General features: G+C 35.4%; 27 protein-coding genes. 12 read left to right on the forward strand and 15 right to left on the reverse strand.

Features of this window, described 5'->3' with window-relative positions; genetic code table 11:
* Nucleotides 1–419: 419 nt before the first annotated feature.
* Nucleotides 420–1,658, reverse strand: a complete 1,239-nt coding sequence (locus ABDZ84_RS01040; protein ID WP_026679904.1) for a dicarboxylate/amino acid:cation symporter — start codon at nt 1,656–1,658, stop codon at nt 420–422.
* Nucleotides 1,659–2,076: 418 nt separating this feature from the next.
* On the opposite strand from ABDZ84_RS01040, the gene bioA reads away from it, so the two are divergent.
* The 5 genes from bioA to ABDZ84_RS01065 all read left to right on the forward strand — a co-directional run bounded on the left by bioA (nt 2,077) and on the right by ABDZ84_RS01065 (nt 7,642).
* Complete coding sequence (bioA, locus tag ABDZ84_RS01045) at nt 2,077–3,450, forward strand: adenosylmethionine--8-amino-7-oxononanoate transaminase (protein ID WP_121604261.1); 1,374 nt, start codon at nt 2,077–2,079, stop codon at nt 3,448–3,450.
* Between the two features lie 65 nt (nt 3,451–3,515).
* Entirely contained in the window at nt 3,516–4,205 is a 690-nt protein-coding gene (bioD, locus tag ABDZ84_RS01050) for a dethiobiotin synthase (RefSeq protein ID WP_026679905.1), read from the forward strand.
* Between the two features lie 100 nt (nt 4,206–4,305).
* On the forward strand, nt 4,306–4,917 hold the full coding sequence (locus ABDZ84_RS01055; protein ID WP_425542064.1) for a biotin transporter BioY: 612 nt from the start codon (nt 4,306–4,308) through the stop codon (nt 4,915–4,917).
* A 60-nt stretch (nt 4,918–4,977) separates the two neighbouring features.
* Nucleotides 4,978–5,970 (forward strand): biotin synthase BioB, encoded by a 993-nt coding sequence (bioB, locus tag ABDZ84_RS01060; RefSeq protein WP_343779437.1) that lies wholly within the window; start codon nt 4,978–4,980, stop codon nt 5,968–5,970.
* Nucleotides 5,971–6,361: 391 nt separating this feature from the next.
* On the forward strand, nt 6,362–7,642 hold the full coding sequence (locus ABDZ84_RS01065) for a DUF5068 domain-containing protein (protein WP_026679907.1): 1,281 nt from the start codon (nt 6,362–6,364) through the stop codon (nt 7,640–7,642).
* Between the two features lie 207 nt (nt 7,643–7,849).
* Here the strand turns inward: ABDZ84_RS01065 and ABDZ84_RS01070 are convergent, their stop codons facing one another.
* Entirely contained in the window at nt 7,850–8,242 is a 393-nt protein-coding gene (locus tag ABDZ84_RS01070; protein ID WP_026679908.1) for a hypothetical protein, read from the reverse strand.
* 107 nt (nt 8,243–8,349) lie between these two features.
* Nucleotides 8,350–9,792 (reverse strand): MDR family MFS transporter, encoded by a 1,443-nt coding sequence (locus ABDZ84_RS01075; RefSeq protein ID WP_026679909.1) that lies wholly within the window; start codon nt 9,790–9,792, stop codon nt 8,350–8,352.
* A gap of 115 nt (nt 9,793–9,907) precedes the next feature.
* Here ABDZ84_RS01075 and ABDZ84_RS01080 point away from each other — a divergent pair, with 115 nt between their 5' ends.
* Nucleotides 9,908–10,774, forward strand: coding sequence for a TetR/AcrR family transcriptional regulator (locus ABDZ84_RS01080; protein ID WP_026679910.1), 867 nt, complete (start codon nt 9,908–9,910; stop codon nt 10,772–10,774).
* Between the two features lie 434 nt (nt 10,775–11,208).
* Here the strand turns inward: ABDZ84_RS01080 and ABDZ84_RS01085 are convergent, their stop codons facing one another.
* Nucleotides 11,209–11,526, reverse strand: coding sequence for a magnetosome magnetite crystal formation protein family (locus ABDZ84_RS01085; protein WP_026679911.1), 318 nt, complete (start codon nt 11,524–11,526; stop codon nt 11,209–11,211).
* Between the two features lie 239 nt (nt 11,527–11,765).
* Here ABDZ84_RS01085 and ABDZ84_RS01090 point away from each other — a divergent pair, with 239 nt between their 5' ends.
* The 4 genes from ABDZ84_RS01090 to ABDZ84_RS01105 all read left to right on the forward strand — a co-directional run bounded on the left by ABDZ84_RS01090 (nt 11,766) and on the right by ABDZ84_RS01105 (nt 14,088).
* Complete coding sequence (locus tag ABDZ84_RS01090; protein WP_152525393.1) at nt 11,766–11,978, forward strand: hypothetical protein; 213 nt, start codon at nt 11,766–11,768, stop codon at nt 11,976–11,978.
* Nucleotides 11,979–12,180: 202 nt separating this feature from the next.
* Nucleotides 12,181–12,405 carry a DUF3221 domain-containing protein gene (locus ABDZ84_RS01095; RefSeq protein ID WP_026679912.1) on the forward strand — a complete coding sequence of 75 codons (225 nt, stop codon included), beginning with the start codon at nt 12,181–12,183 and terminating at the stop codon, nt 12,403–12,405.
* 496 nt (nt 12,406–12,901) lie between these two features.
* On the forward strand, nt 12,902–13,198 hold the full coding sequence (locus ABDZ84_RS01100; protein ID WP_077600812.1) for a helix-turn-helix domain-containing protein: 297 nt from the start codon (nt 12,902–12,904) through the stop codon (nt 13,196–13,198).
* Nucleotides 13,199–13,206: 8 nt separating this feature from the next.
* Nucleotides 13,207–14,088, forward strand: coding sequence for an IS3 family transposase (locus ABDZ84_RS01105; protein ID WP_077600811.1), 882 nt, complete (start codon nt 13,207–13,209; stop codon nt 14,086–14,088).
* 62 nt (nt 14,089–14,150) lie between these two features.
* Here the strand turns inward: ABDZ84_RS01105 and ABDZ84_RS01110 are convergent, their stop codons facing one another.
* Nucleotides 14,151–14,468: a YolD-like family protein gene (locus ABDZ84_RS01110; protein ID WP_321133052.1), complete on the reverse strand. Its 318-nt coding sequence runs from the start codon at nt 14,466–14,468 to the stop codon at nt 14,151–14,153.
* Nucleotides 14,468–14,683 carry a hypothetical protein gene (locus ABDZ84_RS01115; protein WP_343779460.1) on the reverse strand — a complete coding sequence of 72 codons (216 nt, stop codon included), beginning with the start codon at nt 14,681–14,683 and terminating at the stop codon, nt 14,468–14,470. Before ABDZ84_RS01115 ends, ABDZ84_RS01110 begins: the two co-directional genes overlap by 1 nt.
* Before the next feature lie 161 nt (nt 14,684–14,844).
* On the opposite strand from ABDZ84_RS01115, the gene ABDZ84_RS01120 reads away from it, so the two are divergent.
* The gene (locus tag ABDZ84_RS01120) at nt 14,845–15,312 is read left to right on the forward strand and encodes a hypothetical protein (protein WP_343779463.1); all 468 of its coding nucleotides are present in this window, start codon (nt 14,845–14,847) and stop codon (nt 15,310–15,312) included.
* Between the two features lie 57 nt (nt 15,313–15,369).
* Here the strand turns inward: ABDZ84_RS01120 and ABDZ84_RS01125 are convergent, their stop codons facing one another.
* From ABDZ84_RS01125 to ABDZ84_RS01160, 8 genes are all read right to left on the reverse strand, one after another.
* A complete protein-coding gene (locus tag ABDZ84_RS01125; protein ID WP_343779466.1) occupies nt 15,370–16,098 on the reverse strand; it encodes a Panacea domain-containing protein in 729 nt (242 codons plus the stop codon).
* Nucleotides 16,099–16,112: 14 nt separating this feature from the next.
* A complete protein-coding gene (locus tag ABDZ84_RS01130) occupies nt 16,113–16,772 on the reverse strand; it encodes a hypothetical protein (RefSeq protein WP_343779469.1) in 660 nt (219 codons plus the stop codon).
* Between the two features lie 162 nt (nt 16,773–16,934).
* Nucleotides 16,935–17,855 carry an N-acetylmuramoyl-L-alanine amidase gene (locus ABDZ84_RS01135; protein WP_343779472.1) on the reverse strand — a complete coding sequence of 307 codons (921 nt, stop codon included), beginning with the start codon at nt 17,853–17,855 and terminating at the stop codon, nt 16,935–16,937.
* 1 nt (nt 17,856) lies between these two features.
* Nucleotides 17,857–18,084 (reverse strand): phage holin, encoded by a 228-nt coding sequence (locus tag ABDZ84_RS01140; protein ID WP_343779475.1) that lies wholly within the window; start codon nt 18,082–18,084, stop codon nt 17,857–17,859.
* Between the two features lie 14 nt (nt 18,085–18,098).
* The gene (locus ABDZ84_RS01145) at nt 18,099–18,440 is read right to left on the reverse strand and encodes a hypothetical protein (protein ID WP_343779478.1); all 342 of its coding nucleotides are present in this window, start codon (nt 18,438–18,440) and stop codon (nt 18,099–18,101) included.
* A gap of 122 nt (nt 18,441–18,562) precedes the next feature.
* The gene (locus ABDZ84_RS01150; protein ID WP_343779481.1) at nt 18,563–18,709 is read right to left on the reverse strand and encodes a hypothetical protein; all 147 of its coding nucleotides are present in this window, start codon (nt 18,707–18,709) and stop codon (nt 18,563–18,565) included.
* Nucleotides 18,706–19,179, reverse strand: a complete 474-nt coding sequence (locus ABDZ84_RS01155) for a hypothetical protein (protein WP_343779484.1) — start codon at nt 19,177–19,179, stop codon at nt 18,706–18,708. Before ABDZ84_RS01155 ends, ABDZ84_RS01150 begins: the two co-directional genes overlap by 4 nt.
* A gap of 10 nt (nt 19,180–19,189) precedes the next feature.
* The gene (locus ABDZ84_RS01160) at nt 19,190–20,875 is read right to left on the reverse strand and encodes a phage tail spike protein (protein WP_343779487.1); all 1,686 of its coding nucleotides are present in this window, start codon (nt 20,873–20,875) and stop codon (nt 19,190–19,192) included.
* A gap of 74 nt (nt 20,876–20,949) precedes the next feature.
* Here ABDZ84_RS01160 and ABDZ84_RS01165 point away from each other — a divergent pair, with 74 nt between their 5' ends.
* Nucleotides 20,950–21,195, forward strand: coding sequence for a hypothetical protein (locus ABDZ84_RS01165; RefSeq protein WP_343779490.1), 246 nt, complete (start codon nt 20,950–20,952; stop codon nt 21,193–21,195).
* A gap of 114 nt (nt 21,196–21,309) precedes the next feature.
* Here ABDZ84_RS01165 and ABDZ84_RS01170 read toward each other — a convergent pair whose 3' ends face one another.
* On the reverse strand, nt 21,310–22,722 hold the full coding sequence (locus ABDZ84_RS01170; protein WP_343779493.1) for a distal tail protein Dit: 1,413 nt from the start codon (nt 22,720–22,722) through the stop codon (nt 21,310–21,312).

Here is a 22,722-nt window from a genome sequence, read left to right on the forward strand (position 1 = left end):
TCAAAATAACTACTTGGCTTAACGCAGTCATTGCACTGATTTTATACTTTCTTATCTTTGAACAAAAGCGGCAAGCGCACGATTAAAAACGTAGCGACTGGAGCGAATCAACGGAGAAAAAGGAATTACGGTAAGCTAGCGCGCCGATGATGACGTATCATAGGGCGATTCATGAAGTCGCCTCGTTTCTGGGCGCTGGAGCTGGACGGCTCAACACGCGCCTTTTTATCTACATGGGCAAATTTTATCATTTCCTAGGCTGCTAAAAAGGAGCTGACTTCATCAGTCAACTCCCCATCCATGCTACTGGTATATACTACCTTTCCACAGGTAGCCGTTTCTCCTGATTACTGTACACTATTTGACTATACAGAAGTTTAGCATATTTTTCGTGCTAGATGGATCTTAAAACAGTTCTACTATAATGCAGATTGCTGTGCTTTTTGTTTACTATTTTTCTTATCACTTTCCGAGATAATATAGGCACAAGCTGCATCTCCAGTAATATTAAGTGATGTACGTAGCATATCTAATAACCGATCAACACCAATGATTAGCGCGATGCCATCCACAGGTAAACCAACTTGTTTAAGAACCATTGATAGCATAATTAAGCCTACGCCAGGTACCCCAGCTGTTCCAATACTTGCTAACGTTGCCGTTAAGACAACCATCAATAATTGACTTAATCCAAGTGGTTCTGCATATACTTGAGCAATAAACACGGTAGCTACAGCCTGCATAATTGCAGTACCATCCATGTTTATCGTAGCTCCCAAAGGCTGAACAAAACTACTAATCGACTTCTTTACTCCTAACTGCTCCTGAGCCAACTTCATAGAGACAGGCAACGTTGCACTTGAGCTAGATGTACTAAACGCTACAGACATTGCAGGGAAGAATGATTTATAGAATTTTAACGGACTCGCTTTTCCTAAGCCTTTGATTGCCAAACTATACGTAATTGCGCCATGCAAAATAAGTGCTACAATTACTGCTAGCATATACATGAACATAGACCCTAATGCATCTAATCCAGCATCTCCAATAGCTGAGGCAATCAATGCGAACGCACCATACGGAGCCGTTTTCATTACTGCGTTAACAAGGAAGATAAGGATTTCATTTGCTTGTTCAAATAAACTACGAATCCCACTTGTTTTTTCCCCCAATACTGCTAGTGAAACCCCTATAAATATGGCAAAAGCAATGATTTGCAGCATATTTCCAGTAGACATTGCTTCGATTGGATTTTCGGGAATTATCTGAACTAATGTATCCATAATAGGTGGTGCTGCTTGTTCCTCATAGGTAACATTTTCTACATTAAATGTTCCAGCTTTACCAGGCTCTAGTAAAAATCCGACACCAAGTCCAATTACAAGAGCTACAGCAGTGGTAACTAAATAAAAGCTAACCGTTTGAATGCCGATTTTACCTAGTTTCGAAGGATCACCTAACCCAGCTGTTCCCAGGACAATGGAAACAAATACGATCGGCACAACAATCATCATGATTAAATTTAAAAATATTTGTCCAACAGGATTTAATACATACGTATCAACAGCAGAAAATACATCGCTAGATGAAAAAGTTAAACCTATACCTACGATGATTCCTAGTACGAGGGCAATCAGAATTTTTTTCGTTAGATTCATAGCATTCGTCCTTTCTAGTTGTATATTCGATTGTCTGAGACGATTTGGTGAATAGAGGCTATTTGGAATGGTAGTGTAAATGCAGTGTTTACAAGGATTGAAGCTTGTAATTTTTTGAGTTGCTTTACCATTCTACCATTTTTTATGCAAAATGAATAGACCCTGTCTATATTTGTCTAAAATATACAAATTTTCTATATATATGGTTATATTACATTGGAAATTAAGAATAGGATTCGTACGACAACTTAATTTTAAAAAAGGTATGCAAACAGCCCTTTTATCGCCAATAATAGACAAGCTATTCATCGAACAAATTCTATCAATAAGGATTGACCTCGACGTTTTTTTATGATTTCATTATTGTTAACCTTTAAAAAATATGGTTAACAATAAAATGTAATATGGAGGTCTATCAATGAGCAACAGTGAATTAATAGAAAAAAGTAAACGACATCTATGGCTCCCATTTACGCAAATGAAGGATTATGATCGTAATCCGTTAATTATTGAAAGTGGGCAAGGCGTTATCCTAAAAGATACGGAAGGAAAATCCTATTATGATGGTTTTTCATCTGTATGGTTAAACGTACATGGTCATCAAAAAAAAGAATTAAATGAAGCTATTTGTAGTCAATTAGATAAAATTGCACATTCTACACTACTTGGAATGACAAACCAGCCAGCTACTGAATTAGCAGAACAATTAGTACATATTACCCCTGATGGTCTAAATCGTATTTTTTACTCCGATAGTGGTGCAGAAGCTGTTGAAATCGCACTTAAAATGGCCTTTCAGTATTGGAGAAACCAAGGGGTTACAGGTAAAAATAAATTTGTAACGATGAAGGACGGTTATCATGGCGATACAATTGGCGCAGTAAGTGTTGGTGCGGTAGATATTTTCCATCACGTCTACCAGCCACTTACATTTGATAGCATCCCTGTTCCTTTTCCATATGTATATAGACATCCAAGTGGAGACCCTGAAACATGTAAAAATGAGTGCTTACTAGAACTAGAACGTACATTAGATCAGCATCAGGATGAGCTAGCTGCCGTAACAGTCGAATCGATGATGCAAGGAGCAGGAGGAATGCGATTAATGCCTCATGGCTACTTGGCTGGTGTTGAAGCATTGTGTAAGAAATACAACGTTCTACTTATTCTCGATGAAGTAGCTACCGGATTTGGTCGAACAGGGAAAATGTTTGCCTGTGAGCATGAAGATGTAACTCCAGACATTATGATTATCGGAAAAGGTATCACAGGAGGCTATTTACCAATTGCTGCTACTCTCTCAACAGAGCAAATATATGAGGCTTTCTATGATGATTATACAAATATGAAAACATTGTTTCATGGACATTCGTACACTGGAAATCAGTTAGGTTGCGCAGTTGCTCTTGCCAATCTGGACTTATTTAAGAAAGAACAAGTAATTACTCGTGTGCAAGAAAACTCGAAATACCTGTACAGGGAATTAGAATGCTTCAATAAATTAGAACATGTTGGAGATATTAGACAGCTTGGTTTTATGGTAGGAATAGAACTAGTGAAAAATAAGCAAACAAAAGAACCCTTTCCTTTCGAAAAAAGAGTAGGTTATGACGTTTCCTTAAAGATGCGTCAGCTCGGTATGCTAACCCGTCCAGTGGGAGATACGATTGTTTTTATGCCGCCACTATCTAGCAAACGACAGGAATTGCGGGAAATGATAAAAATTATGGAAGCCTCTATTCAACAGATTACAGAAGAAAAATATGCACAATTGGAGACCATAAAAAAATAAAATCTCACATAAACGACTTCTACTACTCTACCTATATAGATCAACCAAGAAACGGAGACAAAAGTATGAAATCAAAGGGATTATTTATTACAGGAACAGATACGGGTATTGGTAAAACATGTATCGGTGCTGGCATTGCCGGTGCATTACACAAACAAGGAATAGATGTTGGCGTTTTTAAGCCCATGTTAAGTGGAGAGAAACGGGAACACCCCCTCAGCGATCCCGCTATTCTGAAGAGATTCTCAGGAGATAGGAATACATTGGAGCAAATTACACCTTATCAATTTAAAGAGCCATTAGCACCATATGTTGCTGCCAAAAGAGAAGATCGGTTGATTTCCCTAGCATCCATTGTCAACGCTTGGAACAGTATTAGAGATACCCATGAATTCTTCATTGTAGAAGGTGCCGGTGGAATTGCCGTTCCATTCGGTGAAAATTATCTTGCTGCCGATGTAGCTAAAGCAATTGGCTTTCCATTGTTAATTGTAGCAAGTATACATCTTGGCACCGTCAATCATACATCGTTAACTGTTCAATTCGCCAAGCATATGGGGCTTGAAATAGCTGGAATTGTTTTAAATGGATTAGATGAAGCCAAACATGGGGCAGCTGAACAAACCAATCCTGGCATTATTGAGGAGCTAACTGGGATTCCTGTCCTTGGCATTCTACCTTGGCTCGATTCGAATAGCCCGAAACACGTGATTGAGCAAACCAAAGTGTCCATACCACTTCAAACATTCTTATAGAGAATTATAATTTGTGGCTAATTTATTAGCCTTAGATGGAATAAACCCTTAATGACAGGTGTGTTGTTACGTTACAGGTTTTTAGACAGGAGGCTTTTAATTGAAGACGCACATACGTGTTCATACCTTAGATTTGACCTTAATAGCTTTGTTTGTAGCATTAATGGGGATTGGAGCAAATATAACCACATGGGTGCCATTTTTGCAAATTGGCGGTGTACCGATAACCTTACAAACATTTTTTTGTTTCTTATCTGGTGCTCTACTTGGTAGCCGTCGGGGGGCGATTTCCATGATCGTATACGTCCTTGTAGGGGTTATCGGTATTCCCGTATTCGCTGGCTTGAAAGGTGGACTAGGTACTATTTTTAGTCCAACCTTTGGCTTTATTATATCGTTTATTGTTACAGCCTATATGGTAGGGAAAGTGATTGAATTTACAAGAAAACCCACTTCCCTTATCTTTGTTATTGCTTCTCTGGTGGGACTTGTATTCAATTACCTAATTGGAACGAATTATATGTATTTTTCTCTAGCATTCTTTATGGATGCTACTGAGAGTATAACTTATAGTAAGGCATGGCTAATCATGCTCGCATACTTACCAGTAGATTTACTGACAATTGGCGCTGCAGCCATGGTAGCACCAAGAATATATGATACGTTTCAGCGAACAAATCCCATAGGAATCAAAACACGAGTAACTAACTAATCTAGCAATTAGGAATAAAACTAGTTAGAAACAGATAAGAAATATTAAAGGAGGCGTACTATGTTAAATTTCAATTCACTAGCAAATGCCGTATTGGAAGGATATGAAATTACAGAGGGAGAGGCCATGCAGATTTTAGAATGTCCGAATGATAAAATTCTAGACTTGCTACATAGTGCCTATCTCATTAGAAAAACGTATTATGGCAATAAAGTAAAATTAAATACGATTATTAATACCAAGTCTGGTGCTTGCCCAGAAAATTGTGGTTATTGTGCTCAATCAAGAGACTCGACAAATCCAATCCAAAAATATCGTATGATGCATAAGGATACCATCGTTCAAGGTGCGGAAAAAGCACACCAACTTCATTCTGGCACTTATTGTATTGTCGCTAGTGGTCGAGGACCAACCACCCGTGAACTAAACCAAGTAACCAGTGCAGTCAAAGAAATAAAAGAAAAATATAATTTAAAAATATGCGCATGTTTAGGTATTCTAAAACCAGGACAAGCCGAACAATTAAAGGAAGCTGGTGTTGATCGATACAACCATAATATCAATACATCAAAAAATCATCATGACAATATAACAACTAGTCACAGCTATCAGGATCGCGTTGCAACTGTCAATAAAGTAAAAGATATTGGGATTTCGCCTTGCTCTGGGGTCATTGTAGGAATGAAGGAGACAAAAGAGGATGTTATCCAAATGGCCATTGCTTTAAAAGAATTAAATGCTGACTCTATTCCTGTTAATTTTCTGCACGCCATGGAGAGGACATTATTAGAGGGGACAGATGAGTTAACTCCTCTTTATTGTCTAAAAGTATTATGTCTATTTCGTTTTATTAATCCTACAAAAGAAATTCGAGTTTCCGGAGGTCGTGAAGTTAATTTAAGAAGCCTTCAACCACTTGGATTATATCCAGCTAACTCCATCTTTATTGGTGATTATCTTACCACAGCCGGGCAGGAAGGAACAAAGGACCACCAAATGCTAAAGGATCTTGGGTTTGAAATTGACTACGAAGGTAGTGAGATACCTATTTAACCTTCAACGTTAACAGTTTGCTTTAAGATATAACGGCTACCCCTACTAGCCTGTTACTTCATCTAATGTCACTTTATACCACAAAGAGACATTAAAATATCCGGAAATTTGACAGCGAAGTAAATTCAATTGTATGAAAATATAGTGTATAAGTCTGATATGATTTATTATTTCTCAAACAATTTTTGTTGTTCTAAATTGATCAAATCATTGGTTTAACTTATGATAAATCAATAATAACAACCGATTATTTCATATATGAATTTATAAAGGGCTAAGATTATTTAATTATTTCATTTTAAACAACAATAGAACTTTTTACCGATATAAAACTTACAATAGTTGTAGTATTATTTCACTAACTTTACAATTTTATGGAGGTACCAGATTCATGTCGAAAAAGATAATTATGCTACTCATCACAATCGTTATTACTGCCCTCATTGTAAGTGGATGTGGCAGTGATAAAAATGAAGCAAAAGATAGTGAAGCAAATGATGCTAAAGAATCAGCCACTACAAAAGAAGACTCAAAAAATGAAGCAAAAGCAGAGGAGGAAACAAAAGAAACAGTACAACAAGAAAGTGATGGTTCAAATGATTTCTCCAAGTTAATTAGCTACATGGAAGAACAAACAGAAGGAACTACGGAAGTGGTTTATGAAAATAATGAACCACAAACACATGAAATGGAAGGTGTAACTGTTTCATTAGATGGTTACTCACTTGTGGAGCTTAAAGATTTCCATACAGATTACGCCATTCCATTCAATGATCAAACAAATGGCGGAGTCATTGTTGCAAAATACACAGTGAAAAATGATACCGACAACGATGCATATTATATGCCATCCTTCTATTTATCTTATACAGGAGCACAGAAATCTTTCAATAATTACCGAGATTTATTACCTGAAGAAGAACAGCTTCCTACAAAGTTGGCTCCATCTAATGACTATGTCATTAAATCAGGGGAAACGATAACTGGTTATTATACTTATCCTTTTGGTGAAGACCAATGGAAGCAAGTGCTTGCAGAATCTACTGCTACAGCAGAAGTCCCTGCACCACAAGCTAAAAAAGATGATTTCTCTTCTACCTTTGGCAAAAAAGGTACGTTTACCTTTAGTCTAAATAAAGAAGGAGCAGAAAAAGTAGAAGATAATAAAGCATTTTACCAAGACAAAGCAACTGCCGGGAATATGGGCGATAAAAAAATGCTAAGTCAAAAAGACGGAATTGGGGAAAGTGAAAAATTAGGTGATATTACGGTTACACTAGATGGTTATCAGTTTACAGAATTTAAACCAAATAAAGAAGAAGCACCACGCTTTGAGGCATTTTCTAATGGAATCGTCTTATTAACCGTGAAATTTAACATTGACAATAAAAGCGATTCTGAGGTTGCACATAGCTCCATTATGTCGAAGTTAACGGTAAATGACGGCTCTCAATATATGCTAAATGAAGGCATGTTACTTAACTATAAATACGATGATATGATTGAATCAGGTAGCGCTGGTGAATTACTCCAAATCTATACGTTAGACCAAGAACAATACGAGAAAATCTGGAAAGATAAATCATTCGAGGTTGAAATCGGACCAATGAAAGACCAAGAGGCAAATGATATATCAAAAGGAAAGAAAGCTACATTTACATTACCAAAATAACACTGGAATATGCGAGTGATGTAGGAAAGTGAGCAGTCTGTTAGGAAAGCTCACTTTCCTTTGAATTAACAAAAACTTACGAATACCCTTCAGTGCTGTTTTTATTATAGAAACACGATGTAGCCTTCGTGTAATTCTTTTTCACTGTTTAAAACGTTTACGCCTTTATCAGTGCTGTAGCTAAAAAAATTACATAAATGAAGTATATTAATCTAGTGAGTTTTTTATTAATTTAAATCGTTCATTGATCATGCCATGAGGGTTTATATTTTTATGTGTAACGGCTTTCGATGAAAAGCTCGCAAAATTTAATCCTGCCCCAAAAATTTGTAAAGCTCCATCAGCCAAGTTCCCTTTTTTTAATGCTTCGATACCATCTTCGATAAAATTATTGCTCTCATCTAAATGGCAATCTGCTATATATTTATCTCCCTCGTGAAATAATTTAAGGTTTTCCAAAATTTGATTAGCTGTTTTTTCTGATATATCGGCATCAATATTCATAAGCATTTCGTTTATAGGCTTAACTAGATTGCCATACAAACTATCATATGCTTCGCAGTAATCATTTATTTTTTCTCTTAGCTCTTTTGCGTTCATAATCTAACCCCCCACTATTAAATTCAATTATAGTATGCTCCGATTCATTTACTTTATCAAAACAACTGCTTAAAATACTTTCCAAAAAAAATCCTCTAAATATTTTCCTATCTACCTTTTCGGTTATCCTTAATTAGAAAGCAGATTATGAATGCAAAAATAACAAGTACAAAAGCAGCCATAAATCCATTATTTATCCCTTTTACCATAGCTTTAGAATATGAACCGGCTTCCGTCAAGACATGTTGACTCGTAGAGAAATTACGAACCGATATCGTCATCACGCCTACCATAATAGCTGCACCAAGTGAAGCAAATACTTGGCGTACAGTATTATTTGCTGCTGTACCATGGCTAACTAATTTCTGAGGTAGCGCATTAATTCCAGCAGTTGCAAGTGGCATCATCGTTAGTCCCATTCCCACCATTCTTAACATATAAAAAAAGATTAGCCACCATATGGTTGTCTCATTCGTTAGAAACATGAATGGGAATGTACCAATGAGGAGAATAGTCATTCCAACAATAGTTAACGTACGAATACCATACCTATCAAATATCTTTCCCGATATGGGAGAAATGATCCCTAAAACAATAGCACCAGGAAGCAGGATTAAACCTGATTGAAGTGCAGAATAGCCAAGTATTTTTTGTGTAAAAATTGGAAGTAGAATTTCAGATCCGATCATTGTCATAAAAATAATAGAGACAATAACCGTTGTTACAGCAAAGGTTCTGCTTTTAAATACACGTAGTTCCAACAAGGGCTCTTTTAATCTAAGTTGTCTTAAAGAGAACATTAATAAGATTACTATCCCTATCACGCAAGTAATCCATACAATTGAATTACTCCACCCTGTATCTCCAGCAAGGCTAATACCATATAACAATGATCCTAAACCAATACAGCTTAATACGAATGATAGAATATCCAACTTCGGTTTTGTTAGGGGAATTACATTTTTAAGTAAATAAAATGCTAAAAATAGATTGATAACAGCCAATGGTAAAACAAAATAAAATAGATACCGCCAATGATAAACGTCAACAATCCACCCAGCTAAAGTTGGACCAATTGCCGGTGAGAAGGCGATAACAATACCAACGAGCCCCATTGCCTCTCCTCGACGATTGGCTGGGAAAACTAAAAACATCAATGTTTGCACTAATGGAATCATTACACCTGATCCAATCGCTTGGATGATCCGTCCAAGCAACAAATGGGAAAACGTGGTGCTTAGCGCACAAATTATTGTCCCCAATATGAAGCTTCCCATTGCAATCAAATATAGTTTTCTACTTTCTATTTGATGTAATAAATAAGCAGAAGCAGGGATTAAAATTCCATTTATGAGCATAAATGAAGTGATTAACCATTGTGCATCATAAGCAGAAACATGTAAATCCTCTATTATTTTAGGGATTGCTGTAACTAATAACGTTTGATTTAAAATAGTTAGAAATGCTCCCATTAATAAAACAACAACAAAGCCAGCTCTATTAAACGGTTTCCCATTAATGTCTACTGGCGGAGAATTAGATTCTTTCATTATTATTCACACCTTTTTACTTTAGTTTATTTTTTTATACTTAAGTATAATTCCATTTATATAGTATAGGTGCTATAATAAAAATGTCAATATATTTTTTAGGAGAAGAAAATACATGGCAAAAGAAAAACAGATTGTTGATGCTGCAAAGTTGTTATTTCAGACCAAAGGTTTCCACTATACCTCTGTTCAAGATATTCTCAAGCATTCAGGAGTTTCCAAAGGGACCTTCTATAATCATTTTTCCTCTAAATCCCAATTAATTCTTTCAATTATTCAAGAAGTCGATGCAAAGGTGGAAGAGCAACAAAAGCAATTATTAATAGAAGGCAATATACATAGTAAACAAACGCTTTATTCACAGCTTCGTGTAAAACACGCCCTTTACAGCTCTGAAAATATTCTAGATCTCTATAATATTGCGTTAGCTGAAAATGATGAAAAGTTGAGTCAATATATGCAGGAGAATCATTATAATGAATTAAACTGGTTAGCCAAACGTTTAATTGATGTCTATGGGATGGAAATTGAGGCAAATGCTATGGACATAGCTACTCATTTTACTGGTGGATTAGGTTATCAGATGCGATATTCTAACCAAATGAACCTAAACACCAATAATTCGTCTATTCTTGACTATAATATTCTTCGATTAGAGAAGAATATAGAGATTACAAAACAAGCTAAACAAATTCTTTTTCCTTTTAACTTTGGGAATTGGAATGAGACGGAAGAATCGATTGCCTGGAAAATCAGGAATCTCCTCGATCAGATTAATCATGACATAAACACGAGGGAAGAAAAGGAATTAATTGATTTTATTTTAGAAGAATGCGAACAACACACACCAATCAGGTGGAGTGTTTGTGAGGGAGCAGTTCGTCAATTACACACGATTGCATCTTCTCTACCTAAAAAAGAGCAACAATATCAAGAAGTAGTTGACCTCATCGTCAGTCAAGCAAGAAAAAATAATCGTTGATATGCAGTGGAAATTATTTTACTCATCAACATAATTATAAGCGCAATTGGTTGAGGCATAACTAAACTAGGTATAGCTAAAGCCGAATAACATTTTATTCTTTCTTCTCATTCTGAGATAGACGCTTTACACTAGCACGGTCTCAGTTAATGCGGCTAACCAAAATTTGCTTAACTGCGTGGATCTTCGGACTCGATCTGTTTCCATAGGGGATTAACTCCCCCTCTTTTAATAGTTATCATCACTATTTCAAAAAATTGAAAGATAAAAATAAAACTCTAAACCACTGTCCGGGTATCACTTTGTATACTCGGATTATGGCTCGGAGTTTTTTTATCTCAATTTATTTTGTCTCTTCCTCATTTCTTTAAAATTCCAGTTTGTAATCTAGAAAACCAAAATAGCTATTAAATGATAAGAGCTTTTCATTTATATTAATTTTCATTTAGCACTTTGATCCCTCTCACAAGATTCCAAATGAAAAAATACACATTTACAATAACAGCGAGAATAGCTACACCTATTAAAATACCGCCATTAACGGTTTGACTTAATTGACTGATCCCTAGTGTTACAGCAATTACAATAATGCAAACAATCGTTATAAATGGAACAAGATGTGCCCACAATGCTTTTATTGCATGGTGCTTTACACTTTTATCGGCAACAAAATAAACAATAATAGGAAAAAGAAATGGGGCAAAAAAGATACTAAAATAGCTGAGCGAGGACAAAATATTATTTGGCTTCATATAAATCACCCTTTTTTTAAAGTTCCTAAACCACTTTACCACAAAGAAGCCATATATAGTCTTACGGTTTTGTAAGGTAGTAGCATCTTTAAGTGGCTCAGTCGTGGAGAATCTGGATTAATTGAATATACACCGCAAGAGGTTGGTCAGAAAATTACGATATAGAATATGATTATGCAGTAATAAAAGTACAACCTATAGGTGATTTTCATGTAGGCGAGGTCACTGGGACACTTAGCATGACAGACCAACGTAATCTAGATTCTGAAACTCTAAGTATCTATGGATATTCAGGAGATTTAATGAGTGAGGATAATCAGATTTCTCAATGGGTAATGTGTGGTTCAGTTTACAATTGGGATCAAAATATGGTTTATTATAAAATTGATACAAATGGTGGACCTAAAGCTGACGATGAGTTGATAACTTTTGTACTCACAATAGCACCTTAGTATCAACTCTATAGATAAAGAAAAGAACCTCATATCAAATAGGTTCTTCATTACACATCATAAATCTTTATGTATAAAACAATATTTTGGAGGTTATGAAGTTTGTTAAGAAAAAGCATGTCTCTTAGTTATTTGATCATATTATTCATTTTTATTGTAGGTTGTACTAACAATGGAAATCAACAAAAAGACCTAAATCAAGATGTCTCGCCAAAAAGATCCACCTAGGAATGGAGGAAAAGAAGGTTATGTAATACAAAAATACGAAACTACTTTTTTATTTGCACCTACTTGGGAAGAGGAATTGTTGGAAAAATATGAAGAGAGTAAATTGGGAATAAGCTATCCAAATGCAATATCTGTTAATTTATCAGATGTAGATATTAATTTAGATGAGATAGAAGTAGGCCAACCAATACGAGTATGATTTGATAGAATATTGGAAAGTTCCCCCCCTAGTGGACATGCTGTTAAGGTTGAAATTATGGAAAAATAAGTACCCCATCCAACTAAGGACGGGGCTTATTTTTTGCTACAATTATTATTGTTCTGTTTCAAGGTAAAAAATACCCCTCATAAAGTGGCGAGAACAGTAGTTCTAATTTAATAAGTGGTATGAGCAATTTCAAAAATGAAAGCCCATAAAGCTACGCCCCCGGCAGGATTCGAACCTGCGACACACGGTTTAGGAAACCTACTAAGTACATTTTATTTGGCGTTAGTTAATTCCAGAATGCCTTTATAATAATGGTTGACAGAGTTTTAAAGGTTTACTTTTAATAAAGTATTTTAGTTTGTTTCGCTTTCCACGTTACCAAAAGTGTGACCACCATTAAAACAGCCCTCACTTTTTTGATATGATCCCCCTATAGTAGACAGTAAAAAGAAAGCACGTTAATCTGTCTACTATAGGGGGATTTTTTGTGGGGAAGAAACGAAAAACTTATAATATTGACTTTAAGAAGAAAGTTGTTAACCTTCATCTCAAAGATGGGATGGGTTATAACACAATAGCTAGAGAAATGAACATTGATAAAAATCAAGTAAGAAGATGGGTAAACCATTTTAATAATGAGGGAACAAAAGGACTTGAGGAAAAACGAGGTAGAGCAGGAGGAGTTGGTCAAGGCAGACCAAGAACTCGTCCTGAAAATCCCGATGAAAAGATCAAACGCTTAGAAGCAGAGAATGAAATGCTAAAAAAGTTTTTAAAGATGTGAAAGGAGGAATGGATGAAGTACCAACATCAAAAAAGTATGAAGTGATCAGAGAAATGTCTAAGGGAACCTATTCGATACAGTTGTTGTGCGAACTAGCTAAGGTATCGAAAAGTGGCTACTACAAATGGATAAAGCGGCAGGAAACACCTAGTGAAAAGCAACTGGAGGACGAAGAAATCAAGAAGAAAATTATGGAATGCCATAAGAAATATAAGGGAATTTACGGATATCGACGAATCCAGATATGGCTAAGGAAGATTTACGGTCTTCTTATCAACCACAAGCGTGTGCAGCGACTTATGAGGGAAATGACTATACAGGCAGTTATCCGAAAGAAAAAGCCGTACTATGGAAAGAAAGAAGCTTATGTCATCTCAGACAACCATTTAAACAGGGATTTTGTGGCCTCCAAGCCAAATGAAAAGTGGGTAACAGATATCACTTACTTGATTTTTAACGGACAAAAACTATACCTGTCTGCTATCAAAGACTTATATAACAGTGAAATTGTTGCCTACCATGTAAGCCGAAGGAATGATCTGAAACTGGTGATGGATACCTTGAAAAAGGCGAAGAAAAAAAGGAATGTAAAAGGAGTCCTTCTGCACAGTGATCAAGGATTCCAGTATACATCCCGTCAATATAACAACTTACTTAAAAAATATCAGATGAAAGCAAGTATGTCCAGGAAGGGAAATTGTTGGGACAATGCCTGTATGGAGAATTTCTTTAGCCACTTCAAAAGTGAGTGTTTCAACTTATATTCATTCAGAACAGGTGAAGAAGTACGGAATGCTGTAAATAAATATATTAGATTCTACAATCATCAACGATTCCAGAAGAAATTAAATAACCTGAGCCCCTATCATTTCAGGACTCAGGTTGCATAAATGTGCTTTTTATTCTTGTCTACTTGACAGGGGTCAGTTCATTTTAGCGAGGGCTATTCTTTTTAATCTATCCATACATCAATAATACTTTCTATGGGTAAATATTGACCTGCTACTTTTATATATTTGTTTTGCCTATCTACACTATCTATCTTCCCTTTAGCATTATAATAGTCGTGATTCATGAAATATTTTAATTCGACAGTTAAATCATTCTTTACAGCCATGTGCAGCTTTAAGTTAATATCTTCTTGTTGTTGTTCATCTATTATAGGCTTCTGTTTACGATCTTGTTCATCCCATATATTATTAAGCATTTCAATATGTTCCGGCATCATTATCGATGACCATTTAATATTACCTCGATCATTTACACTCATTACGCACCCACTCGCTTTCTAACTGATCCAGCTGAAAGGATATTTTCTACCTTAAATGTTCTCACTTTTTTACGGTAGTAACAATAAGCCAGAATACTCTTTTCATTTACTTCAAGCACGCGTATATAACGTTCCGTAACATTGTTATTGCTATCTATATAAAAGATAATGATTTTTTGCTTATTCTCCACAGAACGATTAAGTAATCCTTTCATAATAAGACCACCTTCAGAACGTTTGTTCTTATTATATACGAACTATTGTTCTGTTTCAATGGTAAAATAAAACAAAATAAAGTATAATGAATCATTAAAAGGGACTACTACGTGTATTAAATCGATAATTATATTAAGGAAGCTTTAATAGGAGGGTATAAATGGCATTACAAGAATTATTAAATTCATTTTTTGATTTAGTTAAAGCAACGTTGCCCCTTTTCGGGGTGATAATTGGTGGTTTAATTACATATAGAACACAAACAAAATTACAAGTAAGAAATGAAGTTAAAAAGGAAAGGGTGGAGAAACTAAAAGCTTATAATGAAATTTTACGACTCGAAGCAAATACTCCTCTTGTTCACCCACTTCACCATGACCTTGAAAAGGATCTTGAATGGAAAATATATAAGAATAATGCTAGAAATGTACTATACGAAAATCCCAACTTGTTTGATGAAAAGATTATTGAGAATGTCTTTGAAATAGATGGTATAGCAGAAAAAATTGAAGTGGCCGGTGCAGATTTCGGGGATAAGCAACTATTATATGATAAATATAGTGAAATTATAAAATTTATATATGCTGATTATAAGAAAATCATAAGAAAAATAAGCCCCCAACAGTGAGGGCTATTTTCATTTACTCCAAATCATTCAAGGTAAAAAATAACCCTATGTTGAGGGTTATTTAAGAACTTCAATTACTTGATTTCTCCCTAGTCCGTCTTGAAACACTTGATCCCATGCTTCATTCTTTTGATGAGTCAATTCTACAAGCTCAGTTGCTTTTTTGTCTCCATACTTGTTCAACGTTCCATCTAGTGCTTCTAAGACTTTACCATAGACAGGCGTCTTCTTAAATCTAGAATATACCGATAGCTTAAACGGTTCTTCTTTAATAATAGGCGTACTGTTGTCTTCGGAGTGTTCAATTTTATTTCTTCCATATGATTTATATACATCATAAACTTCTCTGATAACAGGTCCGTAATCCCATGCTAGAAATTTTTCAGGAAACGGCTTGGTTTTATATGATGCAATATATTCCTCGTAAAAGAAAAAAAGGAGTTTCTGCAATTTTAAATGCGTACAACTTATCTTCGTAGTAATTAAATTTGCTACATCTAACGCAGAAATTTGATCATCTTCAGAAATAAACTTTTTAAATGAGTCTAAGTCACTTACCGGAAAAACATTTTTGAAAAACATGTCGTACTCAAACACTGATCGCCAGTCTTTTGAATCAGTCTGTAGGTGATGAAATCCGAAAGAAAGATAAGGAAAATTTTGTTTTAAATCACTTGTTATTTGCGAAAATTCTTCAATGCCGTCTATAGATGTATCGCATCTATGAAAAGCGATTCGCCTTCCTTGACTGTAGTCACTATGCAACAATATAAAGTGATGATACATATTTTTTCCTCCTTCTATCCTTTATTATAGATTTCTGGCCAATATGTGTAATCTTTTTTATATATTTCATGTGATTCAAAATTTTTTCTTTCATTATCAGCGCTCCATACTTGAAGTTCCATCGGAAAGTATTTAGCGTCTGACCCCATAAAATAAATATGATATCCTTTATAATTGCCATTTTCTCTATGTTTATGCATAAATCTCTGTTTTTGTTCCTTTAATTTATCGATATATTGTGGCAATTCTTTCATGTTATTACAATAATTTTTATCAATAATCCTAAAGCCTAATAAATCATTTAAGTATTTATTTAACGGAAAACTACCGTTATCATCAAATCGTTTTCTATGTAGCTTTAATAAAATGGAATCATCGCCCTTTATTCTTCCACCTATCTTTTTCCCGACTTCTACTTCTACTCTCTTTACGATATCCTTGTATAGACTCAAAAGACACAACTTATAGTCATCTACATAATTTAGAAAATCCTTTTCAATAAACCCATCAATATTATTTGGGTCTGAGGAACAGATATGTCTGACTTGCACTTTCTTTAAGTTGTAATGTGTTTTACCTACATTTGCCAACCATTTACCAGTGTGTTTTTTATGTTCCTCGTATAAAATATCAACTATTTGTTTATAATCTATAAATGAATAGGCGTTATTCAAAATCATCAACCTTGTTATGATTTAAGATATTATACTAAATATATCACTGAATGCAAATATTTTCTACATATGTGCAAAAAAATCGCTCTATCTAAATTAAGATAAAATAATAATAAATTTGTAAAAGGGAACCAGCTACATCTCTGATTCCCTTCTGTACACCTATTTAATCATTACATACTTACTATTAGCTGTTACGTAATAAATGTGTCCTTTACTATTTTTAACCTTGTATTGATATCCTTTTCCAACCTTAACCTTGTCTACAATCTTAGGGAATCCATATCCTTTTTTGAGGTAACCAACTACGTGCTTATCTGACCAGCTGGGCTTGTTGTAAAATCGTAACTGTCCATTATGTTTGGATTCAACTCGTTTACCAATATAGCTTGCTTTGGGCTTGGATGGCTTGCCCTCACGCATTTTTTGAAGCAATTCAAGGTTTTGATCTTCTGTACCTTTATAACCCTTAATGCCATATTCAGCAGCATATTTCTTACGTGCGCCAAAGCTAGAGTTTTTACCAATGCTTTTAAGGTAATCCACAATAGAGCCATTAGTAACTGTTTCAGAGCCCACTTGTTGGTTAGGTGCTTCAACTGTTCCTCTAGCATCCTCAATACCATCTATAAATGTACTCCACATATTCAGCAGTAAATGAGGACAGTTTTTCCCCGACCAATGCTTATGTGGTACAACACGTTCAATAGGTATATTATGTTCTTTCATTAGTTGTTTAATTAATTGCTGTGCATTTTTGACCGCTTTTTGAAAGTCTCCGTCACTATTTTCGCATATCTCGATGCCAATTGATTTACGATTTCCAGATCCAGAACCATCACCAGCATGATAAGCACTTTCGTTTGTGGGAATATGTTGGTATACTTCTTTGTCATCTACAGTAAAATGCCAGCCTACAGTCCGACCACCTGCGCCATTGTGCAAGTAACGACTGTGTAGTTCTGCATTTGCTCCCTTGCTTGAATTAGCTGTGTTATGGACAGTGATAAATTGCGGAGTCATGAAAAAACCAGGTCTTTGTTTGACCTGGTTACTTGGGATATAATTTTGTATGATTTTCATCTTACTTCATCCCCTTATCACGTAAGAATTTATCATTATGTTTTCCTTTTTTAGTAACAGGATTGTCTTTAAACCATGCCCATACCGCTACGCCAATTGTAGCTACAGTTGACACTCCTTCATATATTTGTTCTTCGCTAAATGGCAGTGGGTTCCACCCATATAGCATTAATGCCTGATTTGCTAGTAAAATTGCTAATACGACAAGTCTTACAATTGCTTGTTTCATGTTATTTCCTCCCTTTAATTTGCTAAATAAGTCAATAAAAAAACCGCTATGGATATGGCTAATGCCAACCATGACGGTAAATTCTTAAACATATTTTCTCTTTGTTTTACTATGCGTTCAACATCTTCCTTGCTTGCAGTGGATGATATTTCTTTCTTTAAATCATCAATATCTTTTTCGTTTTCCTTGGAGCGATTATAGGCTCCTTTAGCGATGTCATAAGTTTCATTAATCTTATCTTTCATATCTAGCAAGCTGTCCAACTTCCCACTCTGTTCTGCAAGTGACACTTTTACATCCATAAGCACCGTCATGAATTTTTCCATGTCCTCCACTTCCTTTGCTTGGTCTGCCATTCTCGACCCCCTAACCGTAAGAATTATACTCGTATTATATTCTTAACCACTTTTTCACTTTAGGTGGCCAGAGGGCTTCCCCTTTTCAAGCCCTCGCCCCCAAACATAAAAAATAACGCCTACTAAGCGTTTATTAAATCCTCTCTACCTTTTTCAATGAGTGCCTCTTTTACTTTTGGCTTCAATAGATCTGGTACTTCATTATACGTTTTATATTCTGGTCCTTTGATAATGTATTCCACATACAATTTGATTAAATACTCACTCAAGACGACTGACCTCCCAAAATAATTTCTGCTAAATCCATCGTAGCTAAATCGGTTGTTTCTCTTACAATTTCTTCTCTAGATTTTGGTCTATCTTCATACTCCCACTGTTCTGTTTCAAAATTCCATTTCGCTACCTTACCTGGTACAAAACCCGGTATCTCTAATACATTGTTTTCTTTTATTTCTTCTGGATAAATCAATTCCGTATCGAGAAAATAGCCTCGTTCGTCTATTATAGCGACAGTTATTTTTTTACGTATTGGTTTAGCAAATAAAGGAAAAGATATATCGTTATTCGTTAACACATCATCTACTAATAAAAAGCTATCAGAATTATGAAAGACTAATTCCCCTTCTTCTTTTGTTACCTCAATACAATAAGGCAATAAGTCATTAGGTATATAATCACTTAAAGCTGAATGTATATCTGTTATCTTTCCATCATCATCTACATTAAATTGTAAAAACATCATTTCACTCCTAATCATGCATATATAATGTTCTTGTACGCAAAGCAGGAAAACCAGTTGCGTCCCCACTTGTTTTTTCGAATTGGAATCTCAGATAAGTATGGGTATGCCCCGTTATATCTCCTGTCAAAGTAAAATCCTTAATTTTATTATTATGGCTCATAGATATTTCTTTAGATGCTATCACTTCCGAATTCGTCTCCAAAATCACATGCATAAAACCATAAACAATATTTCCGTCTACAACACCTAATGCGGCAGCTCCATCGACTGTCAAATATTTTTTAGATGGTCGGAAAACGTAATAATCAAAATTAAATTTATCTGTAGGATTTCCAGATCCTCCAATATTGAAAGAAAGCCACACTCCATCAAGCCATAATTCACTCGATCTAAATTGCGGAGATGCGCCAAAGACACCTAGATCGATATCTAAGTGTTTTCCGGAAATGGTATCTTTAATGCTTCCACCAGGTAATCCTACTTTACCTGCTTCGACGTCTGCTTTCGCACCTTCTTTAGCTTCGGTGTCTTTGCTGTCAATAATCTGTTTCCTATAGGTATACTCATCTAAATCATTAGCGTCTATTTTGTTTTGAATTTCCTTTTTTAATTCGTTCCATATGTCATGGACTTCTTCCTCGGTGTATTCAATAAAGTCGCCAAGAGTTACCTTTTTGTTAGATTTATCTACAATAGAACGGTCCATTGTATGCACTCTAGCCTCTAAATAAAGCGGTGGATTAAACTTGGTGTCCTTTATTTTGATCGTATCGCCATAACGGATTTTTTTATTTTCTAGTCCTGGTACATGTTCCAGATCAGCTATATCAGCTTCATACTCCACTGTCGCATTAACTCGCTTGTCCAGCTCGTTTTCCGTTAACGTTATAAGTCTTTCTTCTGTCATGTCTTGATCTGTAGACTGTGGTTCGTAATCAGCAATTAAGTGTCTCAATATACCAGTACGTGGATCTCTTATGCCCCATCGATCTAATGCTTCTATATTTTCTACAAACACCTTAAGTTGCGTTCCATCTTCACGTTCAGGTCCATAACCACGTAACGCAGTAACAATATTGTCTGTCTTTTCTCTACGTTTGATATTAATTAAATCAGTACCAAACACAACTTCTCTGCCTTGCCAGTCTCCGATCCTTTCAACCATATCTACGTATCTACCAGTTATTCTGTCATATTCTATTTCAACCCGAAAACGTAATTCAAGATTAAACTCTGTTGCTAATCGTTTTAGAAAAGCAAAAGGATTGGTACGATTTTCAATATCTAATGTTCGGATCCCAACATATTTTATGTCTCCTGGTTCCCAGATGGTATTCTGTAGTGTATCTTTTGCATGTTGGATGTTCGTCTTACTTCCTGTTGACCCTTCATCGATTACCCTAGCTTTACCTAAATCTTCTAAATAACTTGCCTGAGCATAAACTTTAACTTGTCTATTCATCGATTTAAATGCTTCAAAGATGATAAACTCTCTATAATTTCCATCTTCATCAGGTATGATAATTCGATTTCTTTTAGTCAAATGTTCTGAGAATCTCTTATCAGCGAATGTGGTAAATGTATAGGTTTCTAGCTTATCTTTCAACGATTGATGATGGTTGTCCGATATGATATTTTCTTTCGTGATATAATCAAGTAAATTTACATTTTGCCCATCCACAATGTGTATCACAGGTATCACCTCCAAAATTAAAGGAAAAATACACCTCCCTGTCGAATACTGTTGATTGAAGGGAGGTGGATGTTGTGTCTAAAATCGATGTTACAGAAATCGCCAATAGATTGATAGAGCTTCACAAACCCATCGGATCCGAGGAAATCGAAAAACTTGTTAATGAAAAAATTAATGGCAAAGTGATTCCAATCGATAACCTCGGCGGCGAAATAGTGAAGATGGTTGCAGAACTAAATGGAGTAATACGTTCACAAGATTATAAATTTATGATTGATCTTCTTCAGTCGGTGGTTGATAAGTTGGATGAGAACGATTAATTCCATTTTTAACGGAATTCATAAGAATTCCGGCAATGCTTTTTCCGTTTAAAGTTATGGTCGTCGTTCCAACGGCGGCCTTTTGTATAGTTCTCTTCATTTATTCACACCTCCCTATAAAAACGGTGGCCTATATTTAATTTTTGTATTAAAGCTATTAGGGGTTACTGTTAATTGATTACTACCTTTAGCCAACTTAAAAAAGCTTCCTCCGAAGCCTTTTATATCCATACGTGGTTCACCATTTATTAAAATAACTTCATTCACAAAATCAAATACAATTTTATCGCCAAATTCAGCTATATATGGTATCTGATTTGCTCCTAAGTCATTGACTCTATTTGCTTGTAATCGATTAGCGTACATACGAGTGGCAGCGTAATCCTTAAATGTAGCCATATACACAGATGCTTGCCTAATTGGCGCTTGATACTCACTTAGTCGATCTTCGAAAGTCCGAGTGACTTTGTTGTAGGCTGTACCATCTTCACGTAGTTGATAAGCCGTTGCGGTAAACAATGCACCTTGTCTTCTTAATCGCAACCACATACGTGTATTATTAAATCCTTCAAAATCAAACATTAGTTTCTGGCCACCTAAGTAAAATTGAATTTTATTGTAGTAGCCAGATGCAATAGTTTTATCAACAGCTCCTAACGATGCTACTATATTGTTGTTTTCATCTTCCAAAAACAATACGTTTTTGCCTAACTGCCCAGCAAAGTTTAATTGCGTAATATAATGGTCAATTTGAAAGTCTTGTAGGGATTCACTAAATGATGTCTTCTTGCTTGGACCATGCCATCCATTAGGATTAGTTCCGTAATCTGTAACCATCCATTGCCCATTACCAAGTTGAAACTTACCGGCTACAATTCCGCCTAACGGATCATTAAAGGTATGTCCTGCAGCAACGTCACTAAATCCTACAAAATCATCCAGACGCTTGTTAAGTATGCTTGTAAGTTCATCTACTGGCTCGTTCTCATCTACGTCAACTGGTCTACCGACTAAGTTATATTCCTCACCATTTGAAATCAATGCAAACGTAACAGGTTCTAATACCTCTAACTCGATAATTGGCTTCGCCTCGGCAGTTCCTTCATTTTGTACAGTAAATATATCAGATGTAAATCCATGTGATTGTTCCTCGCCGTATTTATAAGGGTCTGGGCAAAATATTGTTAAACTACAGTTATGTTTAAAAGTGTATTCATTGCCTTCATCAGCAAATTCAGGTATACCAAAATAAGTCATATCTGGTTCATCAGGAAAAATGATTGGAACTGCTTCATTAACATCTAAAATTCCGTTTAATTCATCTATTTTCTTCCTGATTTCCTCACGATTTTCACCTCTAACCTGTATTTCAACACTTATTATCCTAGAGGGGCGTTTTTTCCCTGCATAATATACACCAGGCATCTTTGGAACGTCTACAGTAGTTAGTTCATATTCCGCCACACCTCTGCCAGTTATAGAAATAATCCTAAAATATGATTGTAAGTCTATACCATTAAAATTCAT

This window comes from Virgibacillus salarius (assembly GCF_039521925.1).
GTDB lineage: Bacteria > Bacillota > Bacilli > Bacillales > Amphibacillaceae > Virgibacillus > Virgibacillus salarius.